Origin of the sequence: Pseudomonas sp. B34(2017) (genome assembly GCF_002112915.1) — a bacterium.
In the GTDB taxonomy this organism is placed as follows: Bacteria; Pseudomonadota; Gammaproteobacteria; order Pseudomonadales; family Pseudomonadaceae; genus Aquipseudomonas; species Aquipseudomonas pharyngis.
This window is the reverse complement of record NZ_NEJA01000009.1, coordinates 68,618-83,124: the sequence shown is the minus strand read 5'-3', so window position 1 is coordinate 83,124 and position 14,507 is coordinate 68,618. Positions and strand designations below refer to the sequence as shown.

Genomic DNA, 14,507 nt, shown 5'->3' with positions numbered 1-14,507 from the left:
TGTAGGTTAAGCACACTGCTCAGCCTCCAAGCATAGTTAAGCCCCGGCCATTTTGCTTTTGGCGATCCGAGCCAGTTGCTGTTCCAGTGCCTGCTCCAATTCCAGGATGGCGAGGTGGCTGGCCTGGCAATGACGCTCGATTTCTTCCCACGGCAGTGCTTGCAGGCAGGCCTGCTCAAGCGCATCACAGCAGTTGATCAGGCGCGAGGCCTGGGCAATGCGTGCGGCGCCTTTGATCTTGTGTGCGATGACGGCCAGCGCGGAGGGATCCCGGGTGAGGCACAGGGCCTGCAACTCCTCCCGATCAAGGCGACTGCTGTTGAGCAGTTCTGCCAGCAATCGGTGGGTTTGAGAGGGGTTGTCACCGGTCAGCAGCGTCAGCCCCTGCAGGTTGAAAGCCGGAGCGGCGAACACCGGCTGAATGCTCTTGATCCATTGGCTCAGGCTGTTGAGGCTCAGGGGTTTGAACAGACATTCGTTCATGCCTGCCTGCTTGCAGCGCAGGATCTCTTCGGGCTGGGCATTGGCGGTGAACCCCAGCACCGTGCAAGCCGGGCGGCGGGTCAGCTTTTCGTGCTGACGAATCGCGCGGGTCAGCTCGTAGCCGTTCATGACGGGCATGTTGCAATCGGCAATGACCAGATCGAACTCCCCGCTCTTCCATTCATCCAGCCCGCGCAGGCCATCTTCCGCGATACAGAATCGATGGCCGAGGTATTCCAGTTGCTGGCACATCAGCAGTCGATTGGCCGGATGGTCATCGACCACCAGAACCGTTAACGGGATGAGGGATGGCTGAATCTGTGATTCATCTTCAGCTCTCGCCACTTGTGCAGGCAGAATGGTCACCGGTAGCGATACCCGAACCTGGGTGCCAATTCCGGGCAGGCTGCTCAATCGCAGTTTTCCACCCATCATTTCGCACAGGTTGCGGCTGATGACCAGCCCGAGCCCTGCGCCGCTGACGGCCCGTTGCCCATCGTTGCCGGCCTGGGCAAAAGGTTCGAACAACCGCAACTGATCCTGCGTCGTGATCCCGATGCCGCTGTCCTGTACGGTCAGCTGCACCATCGAACCTTCGGGGTCATCCGTGGGAAGAACATCCAGCGTGATTCTGACCTGCCCCGCGTCGGTGAACTTGATGGCATTGCTGATCAGATTCGACAGCACCTGTTTGAAGCGCAGAGGGTCGAGTTGCACATCGACATTCAGCTCAGGGGGAGAGACGGACACAGTCAGTGAAAGCTGTTTTTGTCGGGCGAGCCCTTCGAAGATTCTGACCACCGAACCCACTGTGTCGATCAGGTTGATTCGCTCGGGTTTCAGACTCAGTCGCCCGGATTCAATGCGCGCAATGTCCAGTATGTCGCCGATCAGGCCCAGCAAGTCCCTGGCCGAATGGTAGGCTGTTTCGATGCCGGAGCGATCCGGGTGTGCCTGATCCATGCGCTTGAGTGTCAACTCGAGCATGCCGATCACTGCGTTCATCGGCGTGCGGATCTCATGACTCATCGTTGCCAGAAACGTACTCTTGGCCCGGTTGGCATCGTCTGCCCGTTCCTTGGCTGCGCGAAGTTCATCGAGCAGTTCGCGGCGCTCACTGATGTCGATCCAGCCGCCGATGATTCCCCGGACGTCGCCACTGGAGTCTCGGTAGGGCAGAATCCAGTGATAGATCGTCAGTCGTCGGTTGCCGATGTGCAGCGGCCGGTCAAGCACAAGCGGTTTGCCTTCGGCCACTACCCGCTGATAGTCGGCCTGATACGCCTGTGCCTCGAAAGCGTTGTTCAGCGCACCCTGCATGACATCTTTGCCGATGACGTCTTCGCGCCGGGCATTGAACGCCTGGAGATAACTGTCATTGCAGCTTTGCAGCAGGCCCTGTCGGTCACGCACGTAGATTGGGTGGGGCGTCCCGTTGACCAGTGAACTCATGAATTCCAGTTGGTCGTTCAAGGCCCGTTCCGCCGATTTACGCTGTTTGATCTGGCGGCGCATGTAGGCATTCCAGAGCAGCGACAGCAGCAACAGCAGGCAGGCGCCGCCGATCAGCTGATAAAAGAAACGCCGGTACTGATGCCAGGTGCCTTGCGAAATGTTTGAGTAGCCCCGCCAGCGACCATTGATAATGCCCAGTTCTTCGGGTGTGATGCTCATCAGCGTCTTGTTGATGATCGAGTTCAGTTCTGTGTTGTCCCGGGCTGTCGCCAGAGAAAAAGCCGCCTGACGTGTGCCGATGGTGGTGGTGATCTGCAGGGGATGTTCGAAGGTTCGTGATGCAATGAAGTAGTTTGCGATGACCAGCGAGTTCACTGCGCCTTCGACCTGACCTTCATCGAGCAGCGCCACAGCACTGTAAGTATCCGGCGTCTCGATCAGCTGAATGCGGGGAAACTCGGTGCGCAGGTACTCGATCATCGGATTGCCTTGAGCGATCGCCAGACGTTTGCGTTTCAGTTGCCCCAGGTGCGTAGGGCTGTCGGCGGCCTTTCGGGTTAGCAACACGTATGAATTTTCCAGATAGGGACGGCTGAATTGCAGGGTTTCCTCACGCTGGGCGGTCGGCAGCAAAGCTGCGATCAGGTCAGCCTGGTGGTGTTCGACCTGCTTGATCATTTCGGCATCGCTGCGGCTGCGGCGGATTTCGAAGCGCAGTCCGGTGCGCAAGCGAATGAGTTCAAGCAAGTCGGCGCTGATGCCGCGAAAATTGCCGTCACTGTCAAAGAATGTCAGGGGCGCGAAAGCCTCGTTGACCAGTACGCTCACCACCGGATGATTTTTCAGCCACTGCTCTTCGCGTCTGGTCAATTGCAGCTTCTGGTCGGTCAAAAGTGTGTCGCTGCCCACGCTCCAGCGTTTGGCGATATTTTCGCGCTCGCTGCCCGGTACGGCCTTGAGCGCCGTATTGATGATAGCGAGCAGCTGTGGATTGTTGCGATGTACGGCGAAGCTGAAGCCGTGGGCCTCATGCTTGCCGAAACTGGCCATGCGAATATTGTTCAGGTAACCCTTGTTGATCATGTAATGGGTGGAAATGGTGTCGCCGAGAAACACGTCCGCCTGATCGAACGCTACGGCGTTGATTGCGTTCTGGTAGGACGGATAAGAGGTGATGAGGGCTTTGGGATACATCGCCTTGACATCATCCAGCGGGAGGTAGTGATACAGCATGCTCAGCCGCAGTCCTGCCAGGCCTTCGGTCAACGTGCGGGTTTCGCCCTCGCGTGTGACGAGGACCGGTTGATCGATGGCGTAAGGCCTGGACAGTACTATATTGGCGTTTTCTGCTTCGAATCCGTTGGCAGTACCGAGCATGTCGATGTGGCCGTCCATCAATGCCTTGATGGCGGCCTCCCGCGAGGCGAAACGTTTGACCCTGATCGGCAGACCGGTTGCCTGACCAATCAGTGAAGCGTAATCCGCCGTGAAGCCTTCGTAGTCTTGTCCGCTGGGCGTCATGTCGAACGGAGGGTAATCCGGAGCTGAAGTCCCCAGAACCAACTCATTGCGAGCGTGCAGCCACGCCACTTGCGATGGATCGAACAAGGCCTGCACCGTTGGTTCGACCGAACGACCGAGCAGGGTGAGGTCTTTCGAGGTGGGTGATGCGGCTGTTGCAGAGATGCAGAAACCCAGACATGCACTCAATGCAATCAGGAGACTCACTAAACGGCTGGACATGTTGGCTCTCACACGAGTGCGTTACGTTTGGCCATTTCGATAAGTTCTACGAGAGACTTGGCCTTCAGTTTTTGCATCAGTCGTTTCTTGTAAGTGCTGACTGTCTTGTTGCTGAGAAACATGCCTTTGGCAATTTCCTTGTTTGTACGGCCTTGGGCGAAAAGTTGCAAAACCATGAGTTCCCGATCATTGACTGATTTGAAAAGTTCCAGTTCTGCATAGCGCACGTCGTCATGACGAACAGGGTTCAAGGCCTGGCTGGGGAAGTAGTTGTAACCGGAAAGAACAGCTTTGATCGCACTGACCAGTTCACTCAGGTCTTCCTGCTTGCACACGTAACCCGATGCACCTGACTGCATACAGCGAATGCCGAACAGAGTCGGGCATTGCGCAGTCAGTACCAGCGTCTTGAATGGCGAGCTCATGGCATTGAAGCGGGCCAGGACTTCCAGGCCATCGAGCTTGGGAATGCTGATGTCGAGAATGATCAGGTCGGGCATGCATTCGCGAATCATCTGCATGGCATCGACACCGTTATCGGTTTCTCCGACGACTTTATAACCTTCATGCTCGAGCAGCATTCGAACGGCGAGGCGGATGACCGGGTGATCGTCGACAATAAAAACGGAGTTCATAATCAAATCCCATACGAGCGCAAATAAAGGGCGAACCTTAGCTCAATCGAATGAACAGCCGCATGAACCCTCAGGGCGTTAGCGGCAATCTAGGATAAGTCCTACAAATAAAGAGGAATCAGACTACGGGTTAACTAGGTTTGGCGTAGGTAAGCGCGTGAGATGTTCAATGGCGGGAATTTATAAAGTTTATGGCGGCCAGAGAAAGTTTACCGGCTAAAGGCTTTCAATGAGTGTCATTAGTTGACTTCTGGTTATCTTTGTCCCTTGCAACTGAATACACCTGCAGAGGGAAAATGATCGGCATATGCGTCTGCGTTGCCCGACCGCCCTATTGCGGATCGGCCGGGCAGCAGGCGTCAATGGCTGGAGCGTCCGGTCATTTCCAACGCCATGTCACTGGCGTAGCTGTCGGTCATGCCGGCGATGAAGTCGATCATGCGCAGGAACGACGCGTGCAAGGGGCCGTGCGGATCCGGTGCGTTGTTGCCCAGCAGATCGAGAATCCGGCGGCTCTTGAACGACGGCGTGCGGCCGTTGTGCTGTTCCAGGGCCGCACCACAGAAGGCGTTGAGCAGAATCTCCAGGGTCGTGTAGGCGCCGATCTCGTGCAGGGTCTTGCGCTTGTCCTGGAAGATTTTCTTGCGGGCGATGTCCTTGGCGTTCAACACGCAACGCTTGGCCGGGCCGTGCATGTGTTCCACCAGATCCCCCGACAGCGTACCGGCCAGCAGTGCGTCCTGTTGTTCGACGAAGGCCCGGGCGGCGGCGTTGGTCAGGTGTTCGATGGCCTTGCCGCGCAGGATCGCCAGTTTGCGCCGGCGCGAATCCTGCGGGCCGAGCTGGCGATAGGTTTCCGGCAGGTCATCACCGACCAGACCGAGCAGCAGCGACTCGACTTCGGCGTAATCGAGCAGCTCCATTTCCAGGCCATCCTCCAGATCGATCAAGGCGTAGCAGATGTCGTCCGCCGCCTCCATCAGATACACCAGAGGATGGCGCGCCCAACGTTGCTCTTCCAGTTGCGGCAGACCCAGCTTGTGGGCGATCTGCTCCAGCAACGGCAGCTCGCTCTGGTAGCAGCCGAACTTATGCTTCTTGTAACCGAGGGAGTCGGCGTGACGAGCGGTCCACGGGTACTTCAGATAAGTCCCAAGGGTGGCGTAAGTCAGTCGGGTCCCGCCGTCGAACTGGTGATACTCCAGTTGCGTGAGTACCCGGAAGCCTTGGGCGTTGCCTTCGAAATTCAGGAAATCCCCTCGTTCGGCATCGCTCATCGCATCCAGCCAGCCGCGGCCCGCAGCCTGCTGAAACCAGTGACGGATCGCATCTTCGCCGGAGTGGCCGAACGGCGGGTTGCCGATGTCGTGTGCCAGACAGGCCGATTGAACCACCATGCCCAGATCGCTCGGATCGCACCATTCAGGCAAGGCGCGACGCAGGGTTTCGCCGACGCGCATGCCCAGCGAGCGGCCGACGCAACTGACTTCCAGCGAGTGGGTCAGGCGCGTGTGAATGTGGTCGTTGCTCGACACCGGATGCACTTGGGTCTTGCGCCCCAGACGGCGGAAGGCGCCGGAGAAGATGATGCGGTCATGGTCTTTATGGAACGGGCTGCGGCCAAGTTCCTGCGAGCTGTGCAACGGTTTGCCGAGACGTTCGCGGTTGAGCAGGGTATGCCAATCCAAGGCTGATTCTCTCCGTCTGGTGACTGATTCCCTAGCTTCCCGGTTCAGGCTGGCATCTGCAAGCGCAACTACAGCCCCGCCGCATCGATGTCGATCAGCAGCAGGCGCTCGCCGTTATCAAAAAACTGTCCGGCGGTCAGGCAATACTGGTTGCTGGTGGCGTCGCGATAGGTGTTGGAAAGGGTCAGGCGCCGTTCCTCCCAGCCTTCGGCCAGCAGGTGATAGAAGTAGGGGCGCCACGACCAGTTGTGACCCAGATAGCGATTGTCGGCGACCCAGCCGCTGGGGCGCCACTCCAGGTTTGGCGTCAGTTGGGTGCCGTGGCGGTCACATTGATAAAAACGCAGCAGCCAGGGAAAGGCGTCGAGCTGTGGCAGTGCACTGAGTGGGGCGCGGGCCTGGGCCCAGGTTTGGAGGATGGTCATGAGTTCACTGAGCTGCTGGCGCATGAACATCAGCTTGCTGCGCTCGGCCAGCTTCTGACGCACGTAAGACTGGCGCAGCTCGGCAAAGCGCTCCACGAAGTCATTCGTACCAAAAAGCGCCTCCTGCGCCCGGGCAAACAAAAATCCCTGCACGTAACGCGATCCGCACTCCAGCGCGAAATTCAGTTGTGCCGCAGTTTCCACGCCTTCGGCAATGATCCAGCAGCCGGTTTTTTCGGCCATTTGCGCGAGGGCCTTGACCACGTCACTGCTCGGCCCGCCCAGTGCGGCGGCCTGGAACAGACGCATGTCGAGTTTGAGAATGTCCGGTTGCAGCGCCAGCACGCGATCAAGCTGCGAATAACCGGCGCCGAAATCGTCGATGGCGATCCGGGCGCCGGCATCGCGGTAGCGCGCCACGACTTCGGTCAGGCGCTGGCTGTTACCGCCCAGTTCAGTGATCTCGAAAACAATCCGTTGCGGGTCGATACCGTGCCGCGCGAGTTGTTTCAGGCTCGGCAGTGCCTGGTCGGTACGCAAGCGACTGATCCAGCGCGGTGACATGTTCAGGCTGAGAAACCAGTCCGGTGGTGCTTCGTGCAGTCGGCTCAGCGCGTTGTCGCGGATCTGCCGGTCCATTCTGCGCAGCGCGATGGCCGGAGTGCGCGGATCGGCGAACAGCGGTCCGACCGACGCCAGTTGGCCATCGGCCTGGCGCAGACGACCCAGTGCCTCGACGCCTGCAATGCGTCCGGTGGCGGTATCGATGAAAGGTTGAAAGCAGGCGAGCGGTTGCCCGTCGATCACGGGGCCTCCTTGTCGTTCTTGTTCTGGTCGAATTCTGCCGGCCGGACAGGCAAGCGGGATTGAACCTCCGGATAAGAGATTCAATCCCGCCGGTATTGCAAGAATGCAGCCAGATGCGAAGGTTCAGCGCTTGCTCGAGCTCTGCATGACCAGTTTGATCAGCGGAGCGAGGCTGGTGCCCAGGCGGATCAGTCGGGTCAAACCGCCTACGCCACCGCTTTTGGCCCCTTTACCGGTGATGAAGCCCAGCAGTGTCACGGCCGCCACGCCCCACAACGGCGCGTGCTTGATGCCGAAACCACCCTGAAGGTTTTGCGTCATGCCACGCATGCGTTGCAGTGGTTGCAGGACCTGGCCGGTTTCATGGCGGATTTCCTGACGGTGCATTTCCATGCGCAGGCGGATCAGTGCCTTGCGCATTTCCCGGCGTGAGCTGTTGTGCGGAAGTTCAGGCAGGTTCATGGCAACAGGCGCTCCCGATCATTGGCCAGTTCTTCCAGCGTGCCGTGGAAAGGCGAGGATTCATCGAAGATCGCGGCTTTGAGACGCAGCGCGCAAAAGATTGCCGCCAAGGTGTAGAACACGCACAGACCAATAATTGCGGCCAGGCGATACGTGTCCCAGAACACGATCAGGACAAGCGTCGACAGGCCGACCAGCAACAGCAGCGCAAACACCAGTGCCAGGCCGGCGAACAGCAACAGGCTGACGGTGCGTGCTTTCTGTTCCTGCAGTTCGATGCCGAACAATTCGACGTGGCTGTGCAGCAGGCCGAGAACGGCAGCACCCAGGCGACGCGTGGAAGAGGCGGTGCCCGCATTCGGGCCGGATTCACCGATCGACATGATCAGCGCCGAGTGGCCAGCAGGCCGATCAGAAAGCCGACGCCGGCGGCGATGCCCACCGATTGCCACGGGTTGGCCGATACATATTCCTCGGTGGCAGTGACCGCCGCCTGACCGCGCTCGCGCAGGGTGTCTTCGGTCAGCTTCAGGGTTTCCCGCGCGCGCAGCAGGCTTTCGTGGATCTGTTCGCGCAACTCATCGGCCTGATCACCGGCCAGCGTGGCGGTGTGCTCCAGCAAGCGTTCAGTGTCGCTGACCAGGGTCTGGAAGTCGTTCATCAGGATTTCTTGAGCAGTCTTTGCCTTGATGCTGGCCATGGGGGATCTCCGTAAGTGGCGTTCTGAAGCGGTGTTCTGAAGCGTTCGAGTATGAGCCAAGTGTGAAGGTTCAGTACAAGTGCTTGGTACAGCTTTTGCTGTGTCGTGGTGCGTCGATCGGTGGCAGTGCGCTGTTGCCGGGCGTAAAACCGGGCAAACCTTGGCCCGGATGATGAAGGTTCATGTCAGCCCATCGACCTTGTGCGCCAAAGCGGTTCACCGACCTGCCGGATCAGTGACTGCGTGGTCGCAATTTGGTGCATGAAATGTGCGCATGAACCGCTTTGGTGCCTTTTTCAGCCTCGGGTCTGCCTCCTCATGGAAAATCTGCAAAGCGCTGTGGACACGCTGGTTCACAGTTCCAACACGTTGTTCATTCTGATAGGTGCGGTCATGGTGTTGGCCATGCACGCCGGTTTCGCGTTTCTGGAGGTCGGAACGGTTCGCCAGAAAAACCAGGTTAATGCACTGTCGAAGATTCTCAGCGACTTCGCGGTGTCGACCCTGGCCTATTTCTTTATAGGCTACTGGCTTTCGTACGGGGTGACCTTCCTGCAACCGGCGGCGGTGCTCAGTGCCGATCATGGTTATGGACTGGTGAAGTTTTTCTTCCTGCTGACCTTTGCGGCAGCGATCCCGGCGATCATTTCCGGCGGCATCGCCGAGCGAGCGCGGTTTGTGCCGCAACTGTGCGCCACGGCGCTGATCGTTGCGTTCATCTACCCGTTTTTCGAAGGCATGATCTGGAACGGCAACTACGGTGTGCAAGCCTGGCTGACCGCACAGTTCGGCGCTGGTTTCCATGATTTTGCGGGTTCGGTGGTGGTGCATGCCATGGGCGGCTGGTTGGCGTTGGCGGCAGTGCTGCTGCTCGGGCCGCGCAACGGACGCTATCGCGATGGCAAGCTGGTGGCGTTCGCGCCGTCGAGCATTCCGTTTCTGGCATTGGGGTCGTGGATTCTGATCGTCGGCTGGTTTGGCTTCAACGTGATGAGCGCGCAAACCCTGCAGGGGGTCAGCGGGCTGGTGGCGGTCAACTCGCTGATGGCCATGGTGGGCGGAACGGTGGCGGCGCTGATCGTCGGGCGCAACGACCCTGGCTTCCTGCACAACGGCCCGTTGGCGGGGTTGGTGGCGGTGTGCGCCGGTTCCGACCTGATGCATCCGGTCGGTGCGCTGGTGACCGGCGCGATTGCCGGCGCCCTGTTTGTCTGGTGCTTCACGGCGGCGCAGGTCAAATGGCGCATCGATGACGTGCTGGGTGTCTGGCCGTTGCACGGTCTGTGTGGCGTGTGGGGCGGCATTGCCTGCGGGATCTTCGGCTCGACCGCGTTGGGCGGGCTCGGTGGCGTCAGCCTGATCAGCCAGTTGATCGGCACCGCCCTCGGTGTGGCAGTGGCGTTGATCGGCGGTTTCGCCGTCTATGGCTCGATCAAGGCGCTGCATGGTCTGCGCCTGAGCCAGGAACAGGAGTACTACGGCGCCGACCTGTCGTTGCACAAGATCGGCGCGGTAAGCCAGGACTAGGTCTCCTCATCGTCGGCTCCGGGGTAAAAGCCGTGAAGCAGGCGATAACGATCGATGCGCACCTGATCGACTTTCTCCTGCACCCGGTGTGCAGGAAATCCGAGCAGGATCAAGGCATGGGAACCGAGCATCAGGCTCGACTCCAGCAGTTCCGGCACCACTTCGCTGGCGCCGGCCGCCTTCAGCTCGGCCGACTGGCTGTCGTCCCGGGTGCGCACCAGAATCGGCACTGTCGGGTTGAGGCGTCTTGCCTCCTTGAGAACCCGCAGAGCCACGTCGGCTTGATCCACAGCAATCACCAGCAACCTGGCGCGCAGCAAACCGACGGCGGTCAACAGATCGCCGCGGGTTGAATCGCCGTAGTGGACGTCGCGCTCGGCGGTGGCGGCTTCCTGGATCCGCACCGGATCGTTGTCCAGCGCGACGTAGGTTTGCCCGGCATTGCGCATGAAACGCCCGATCGACTGACCGACACGGCCGTAGCCACAAATCACCACATGCCCGTTGAACCCCGCATTGAGGGCGCTGATTTCCTCGATCTGCGCTTCCTGGTTGGGTTTGCGGTGCAGGGCGGCGGCGATGCGCGGTGCGGCGCGTAACAGCAGGGGCGTCAGCAGCATCGAGCAGAAGGTGGCGGCGAGCAGCAGCGCACCGAGTTCGGCGGGGAGCAACCGGGTTTGCTGCATCTGTGCCATCAGGGCGAAGCAGAATTCACCGCCCTGGGCGAGGGCGAGGCCGCTGCGCCAGGCCGTTTCACTGTCGCTGCCGCGCCATTTCACCAGCAGCGCCACCACCAGGCCTTTGATCACCAGTAAACCCAGGGTCATCCCGATAATCAGCAGGCTGTGGCTGGCGAACAGTTGCAGGTCGATCAGCATGCCGATGCTGACGAAAAACAATCCCAGCAGAATGTCGCGAAACGGCCGGATATCGGCCTCGATCTGATGTCGATAATGGCTCTCGCCCAGCAGCATGCCCGCGAGGAACGCGCCGAGGGCCGGGGACAGGCCCAGCAGGTGGGTCAGCCAGGCCGTCAGCAGCACAATTACCAGTGCCAGCAGTACGAACAGCTCCGCCGAGCGGGACGCTGCGACTTCCTGAAACAGGCGGGGAAGCAGCCAGCGGCTGGCCAGCAACAAACCGAAAAACAGCAACACGGTCTTCAGCAAAGTCAGGGGCAGCGCCCAGTACCAGGCCTGATCACTGCTGCCGGCGAACACCGGCACCAGCGTCAGCAGCAATACGGCCACCACGTCCTGGAACAACAGGACTCCTACCGCGTTCTGGCCATGGCTGCTGAAGATTTCGCCGAGGCTGCTCAGTTCCTTGGTCACAATCGCCGTGGATGACAACGACAGGCCAGCGCCCAGCAGCAAGGCCGGTGTGGCGGGCATGCCCAGGAGCATCAGCACGCTTCCCAGCAGCAGTGTGGTGATCAGCACCTGCTGGCTGCCCAGGCGGAAAACCACCTTGCGCAGGGCAATCATTTTCGACAGGGAGAATTCCAGCCCCAGGGAAAACAGCAGAAACACCACCCCCAGTTCGGCAAGGTCAGGCAAGTGTTCGCTTTCATTGATCCAGTCGAACGCCTTCGGCCCGACCATCAATCCCACGCACAGGTAACCCAGCACAGGTGGCAGGCGCAGGCGACGGAACAGGGCAATCATCACCAGGGACGACGCCAGAATGATCAGCAGATTGGCAAACACACGACACTCCGGAACAGGTCAGGCTCTTCAAGCGTAGAGGTAAAAAACACCGGAGCATCGCGTAAACGGCAATTTTGTGGGCTGATTTACATCAGGGTTTTGCGAAGAGCGGATTTGAGCCCGGTGGGCAGGTCGACGGGCCTTGCGGGCAGGCCTAGAATGATCACTCGATTTTTGGGGTTGAGCGCACATGCTTCCTGAATGCCAGTTGTTCGGCACCCTGGGGTGCCATTTGTGTGAAGTCGCCGAGGCTGAACTGATGCCTTTTGTCGAGCATGGTCTGCTGGTGGAGCTGGTGGATATTGCTGACGATGAGTCGTGGTTCGAGGCCTACAGCCTGCGAATCCCGGTCTTGCGCAGGGTCGATACCGGCGCGGAACTGGGATGGCCGTTCAGCGCCGATCAGGTGGTGGCATTCCTGCGTTAATGACTTTTTCTCGTTTGCGTTGATGGCGTTCGTCACCTTCGCTAATCACGGCTTGGCACTTTTCGGGTTATTCGGTTACTGTATGCGCATACAGTAATTGAGTTGGCCTGCCATGCCGTTTTCGGGCATTCGCCAGGGCAAGCCGGATGTCAGAGGGAGTCACCGTGGTCAATGTCGAACAGTTGAAAAGCAGCGTGAACGGGATGTCGGTTGACGTGGTGCGCGAGGCCGTCCACGAATTGCGCCTGGACGGTCTGGTCACGGGAGGCAAGACTCCCTTCAACAAGCTGCATTTCAATACGTGCTTTGCCGAGATCGAGGCCTTGTTTCAGCGCGCCGGTTATCACAAGCAACTGGATGTGGTCGGTTATCAGGGATTGTTGTACGCCTTGTACGACCCAGGCCGCTGGGAGGCCGTCGATGTTCTGCGCTGGCTCAAGGAATTCACCGAGGCGGCGGCGCTCAAATCGATCCCCGCCTGATTCCGCGCTAGGTCTGCTGCGCCGGGTGTTGGATAATGCCGCTCTGCTTTGAAGGTTCGAGTTTTCCGTATGTCCAGCACACCCACATTTTCCGCCGCACAGAATCAGGCCAGCACGCTGTATCTACCCCCCGGTAGCTGGCGGACAGTGTTCGACTGCCTGTGTGAGCATTTCAGTGCCATTGGGCGCGATCAATGGCTCGACCGAATCGCCCGGGGCCGGGTGCTCGATGGCGAGGGTCAGCCGATTGCGCTGGACTTGCCCTACAAGGAAGGGCTGCGCATTCACTACTTTCGTGAAGTACCGGATGAAAAGCCGATCCCGGTGGTCGAGTCGATCCTGTATGCGGACGACCATCTGGTGGTGGCGGACAAGCCGCATTTCCTTCCTGTGACCCCGGCAGGCGAGTACGTCGAGCAGACGTTGCTTCGCCGATTGATCCGGCGCCTGAACAATCCCCATCTGGTGCCGCTGCATCGGATTGACCGGCACACGGCCGGGCTTGTGATTTTCTCGGCCAACCCACAGACGCGGTCGGCGTATCAGTCGCTGTTCCCGACGCGGCAAATCGAAAAACGCTATGAAGCCATTGCGGCTGCGTTACCTGGGCTGGACTTTCCGTTGGTACATAAAAGTCGTCTCGTCGATGGCGAACCTTTCTTCCGCATGAAGGAGGGGGCGGGTGCAAGTAACACCGAAACGGCGGTGGAGGTGCGTGAAAGGAATGGTGATCTCTGGCGCTACGGCCTGTATCCGGTGACCGGCAAGAAGCATCAACTGCGGGTACACATGACGGCGCTGGGGGCGAGCATCTGCAATGATCCGTTTTATCCCGACGTGCTAAAAGACGTTGAGGATGACTACGCCAATCCGCTGAAACTTCTGGCGCAAGGCCTGCGATTCATCGATCCGGTTACGGGGCAGCCCCGCGAGTTCGAGAGCCGCATCACGCTGGACTGGTGACCCCGCTATCGATTGTTTTCGGTCAGACACGAAAAAGCCCGCATATTGCGGGCTTTCTGTATCGGGTGTCGAACTGAAGAATTAAAGCTCTTTGACAGTACGAACCTGATCCTTGTTGATGCGAGTGTGCTTGCCGTCCAGTTGTTCGAACTCGTAGAAGCCCGAATCTTCATCATATTTAGGGGCGTCGACAGCCTGGATTTCGCGACCGTCATTCAAGGTGATCACTGTTGGCGAAGCGCAACCGGCGAGGGTGGCGAGGCCCAGTGCGAGCATGAAAGTGGCGAGGGTCCGTTGAGTCATGAGTGTGTCTCCGAAGGGAAATTCTTTTGGTTACTGAGCTTGAGACGTATACAAGGCGTGCAAGTTCCTTGAATGCTGTCAGTCTGACACAGTGTTGTGCGAACTCAACAGTTCAGGGGTGTTGAGATTGGCCAGGCGTGGGTCGTTGTCAGGGCAAACCAGGGCTTGGGCATCAAGCGTGCGCATTAGCCGGCCAGGGCTGCGTTCTCCGGCGCTCCAGGCGTTTTCGAAGGCGGGCAGGAGTGCCACGGGGATTACACAAAGCAGCGGTTCCCAGTGATCGTCATGTCGCAACATTAAAGGTTTTTCAGAATTCAGACTGGCCGCCTCGCGCATGCTCTGCAGCAACGCAAGATCGATGCGCGGGACATCGCAGGGCAGTACCAGCAGGTGGGTGTGGCGCGCGGCTTTCAAGCCGGCGCGAATGCCGGCCAACGGACCGGGGAAATCTCCCTCGTCATCGCATACCAACTGGTCGGCAAATGGCGCATAGCTTTCACGATTGCGGTTGCAGGAGATGATCAGATCATCGGTCAACGACCGAACTTTACGATGAAGATGCGCGATCAACGGTTCACCGTGCCATTCCACGAGCCCCTTGTCCTTGCCGCCCATGCGCTGTCCGCGCCCACCTGCCAGTAACAGAATGGAGCAAGGTGGTAATGGCGTGTTCGAGGTCATGGCAACTCTCCGCAGGG

Annotated in this window: 14 protein-coding genes; 4 read left to right on the top strand and 10 right to left on the bottom strand. The window is 59.2% G+C overall.

Annotated elements, in window-relative coordinates:
- Positions 1 to 36 precede the first annotated feature (36 nt).
- The 7 genes from CAF80_RS26040 to CAF80_RS26010 all read right to left on the bottom strand — a co-directional run bounded on the left by CAF80_RS26040 (position 37) and on the right by CAF80_RS26010 (position 8,398).
- On the bottom strand, positions 37 to 3,681 hold the full coding sequence (locus tag CAF80_RS26040; RefSeq protein WP_085668142.1) for a transporter substrate-binding domain-containing protein: 3,645 nt from the start codon (positions 3,679 to 3,681) through the stop codon (positions 37 to 39).
- 8 nt (positions 3,682 to 3,689) lie between these two features.
- Positions 3,690 to 4,316: a response regulator transcription factor gene (locus CAF80_RS26035; RefSeq protein ID WP_039770429.1), complete on the bottom strand. Its 627-nt coding sequence runs from the start codon at positions 4,314 to 4,316 to the stop codon at positions 3,690 to 3,692.
- A 359-nt stretch (positions 4,317 to 4,675) separates the two neighbouring features.
- Positions 4,676 to 6,004, bottom strand: a complete 1,329-nt coding sequence (locus tag CAF80_RS26030) for a deoxyguanosinetriphosphate triphosphohydrolase (protein ID WP_039770427.1) — start codon at positions 6,002 to 6,004, stop codon at positions 4,676 to 4,678.
- A gap of 68 nt (positions 6,005 to 6,072) precedes the next feature.
- Positions 6,073 to 7,236, bottom strand: a complete 1,164-nt coding sequence (locus CAF80_RS26025) for an EAL domain-containing protein (RefSeq protein ID WP_074687965.1) — start codon at positions 7,234 to 7,236, stop codon at positions 6,073 to 6,075.
- Between the two features lie 123 nt (positions 7,237 to 7,359).
- Positions 7,360 to 7,698, bottom strand: coding sequence for a hypothetical protein (locus tag CAF80_RS26020; protein WP_039770424.1), 339 nt, complete (start codon positions 7,696 to 7,698; stop codon positions 7,360 to 7,362).
- On the bottom strand, positions 7,695 to 8,081 hold the full coding sequence (locus CAF80_RS26015) for a phage holin family protein (RefSeq protein WP_074687963.1): 387 nt from the start codon (positions 8,079 to 8,081) through the stop codon (positions 7,695 to 7,697). The genes CAF80_RS26020 and CAF80_RS26015 overlap by 4 nt, the downstream gene beginning before the upstream one ends.
- Before the next feature lie 2 nt (positions 8,082 to 8,083).
- A complete protein-coding gene (locus tag CAF80_RS26010) occupies positions 8,084 to 8,398 on the bottom strand; it encodes a YqjD family protein (RefSeq protein ID WP_007955729.1) in 315 nt (104 codons plus the stop codon).
- Positions 8,399 to 8,716: 318 nt separating this feature from the next.
- Here CAF80_RS26010 and CAF80_RS26005 point away from each other — a divergent pair, with 318 nt between their 5' ends.
- Complete coding sequence (locus CAF80_RS26005) at positions 8,717 to 9,925, top strand: ammonium transporter (protein ID WP_039770423.1); 1,209 nt, start codon at positions 8,717 to 8,719, stop codon at positions 9,923 to 9,925.
- Here the strand turns inward: CAF80_RS26005 and CAF80_RS26000 are convergent.
- On the bottom strand, positions 9,922 to 11,634 hold the full coding sequence (locus tag CAF80_RS26000) for a monovalent cation:proton antiporter-2 (CPA2) family protein (protein ID WP_039770422.1): 1,713 nt from the start codon (positions 11,632 to 11,634) through the stop codon (positions 9,922 to 9,924). The genes CAF80_RS26005 and CAF80_RS26000 overlap by 4 nt on opposite strands.
- Positions 11,635 to 11,824: 190 nt before the next feature.
- On the opposite strand from CAF80_RS26000, the gene CAF80_RS25995 reads away from it, so the two are divergent.
- From CAF80_RS25995 to CAF80_RS25985, 3 genes are all read left to right on the top strand, one after another.
- A complete protein-coding gene (locus CAF80_RS25995) occupies positions 11,825 to 12,061 on the top strand; it encodes a glutaredoxin family protein (RefSeq protein WP_007955734.1) in 237 nt (78 codons plus the stop codon).
- Positions 12,062 to 12,225: 164 nt separating this feature from the next.
- Complete coding sequence (locus tag CAF80_RS25990) at positions 12,226 to 12,543, top strand: transcriptional regulator (RefSeq protein ID WP_039770421.1); 318 nt, start codon at positions 12,226 to 12,228, stop codon at positions 12,541 to 12,543.
- Between the two features lie 69 nt (positions 12,544 to 12,612).
- Complete coding sequence (locus CAF80_RS25985) at positions 12,613 to 13,506, top strand: pseudouridine synthase (RefSeq protein WP_074687961.1); 894 nt, start codon at positions 12,613 to 12,615, stop codon at positions 13,504 to 13,506.
- A gap of 81 nt (positions 13,507 to 13,587) precedes the next feature.
- Here CAF80_RS25985 and CAF80_RS25980 read toward each other — a convergent pair whose 3' ends face one another.
- Both CAF80_RS25980 and mobA read right to left on the bottom strand, forming a co-directional pair.
- The gene (locus tag CAF80_RS25980; protein ID WP_039770418.1) at positions 13,588 to 13,809 is read right to left on the bottom strand and encodes a YgdI/YgdR family lipoprotein; all 222 of its coding nucleotides are present in this window, start codon (positions 13,807 to 13,809) and stop codon (positions 13,588 to 13,590) included.
- Between the two features lie 78 nt (positions 13,810 to 13,887).
- Positions 13,888 to 14,490 carry a molybdenum cofactor guanylyltransferase MobA gene (gene mobA / locus CAF80_RS25975; RefSeq protein ID WP_074687959.1) on the bottom strand — a complete coding sequence of 201 codons (603 nt, stop codon included), beginning with the start codon at positions 14,488 to 14,490 and terminating at the stop codon, positions 13,888 to 13,890.
- Positions 14,491 to 14,507 lie beyond the last annotated feature (17 nt).

Excerpts from the sequence above, each read along its gene's own strand:
- CAF80_RS26040 (WP_085668142.1), bottom strand. The coding sequence starts at position 3,681 with ATGTCCAGCCGTTTAGTGAGTCTCCTGATTGCATTGAGTGCATGTCTG.
- CAF80_RS26035 (WP_039770429.1), bottom strand. The coding sequence starts at position 4,316 with ATGAACTCCGTTTTTATTGTCGACGATCACCCGGTCATCCGCCTCGCC.
- CAF80_RS26020 (WP_039770424.1), bottom strand. The coding sequence starts at position 7,698 with ATGAACCTGCCTGAACTTCCGCACAACAGCTCACGCCGGGAAATGCGC.
- CAF80_RS26015 (WP_074687963.1), bottom strand. The coding sequence starts at position 8,081 with ATGTCGATCGGTGAATCCGGCCCGAATGCGGGCACCGCCTCTTCCACG.
- CAF80_RS26010 (WP_007955729.1), bottom strand. The coding sequence starts at position 8,398 with ATGGCCAGCATCAAGGCAAAGACTGCTCAAGAAATCCTGATGAACGAC.
- CAF80_RS26005 (WP_039770423.1), top strand. The coding sequence starts at position 8,717 with ATGGAAAATCTGCAAAGCGCTGTGGACACGCTGGTTCACAGTTCCAAC.
- CAF80_RS25995 (WP_007955734.1), top strand. The coding sequence starts at position 11,825 with ATGCTTCCTGAATGCCAGTTGTTCGGCACCCTGGGGTGCCATTTGTGT.
- CAF80_RS25985 (WP_074687961.1), top strand. The coding sequence starts at position 12,613 with ATGTCCAGCACACCCACATTTTCCGCCGCACAGAATCAGGCCAGCACG.
- CAF80_RS25980 (WP_039770418.1), bottom strand. The coding sequence starts at position 13,809 with ATGACTCAACGGACCCTCGCCACTTTCATGCTCGCACTGGGCCTCGCC.
- mobA (WP_074687959.1), bottom strand. The coding sequence starts at position 14,490 with ATGACCTCGAACACGCCATTACCACCTTGCTCCATTCTGTTACTGGCA.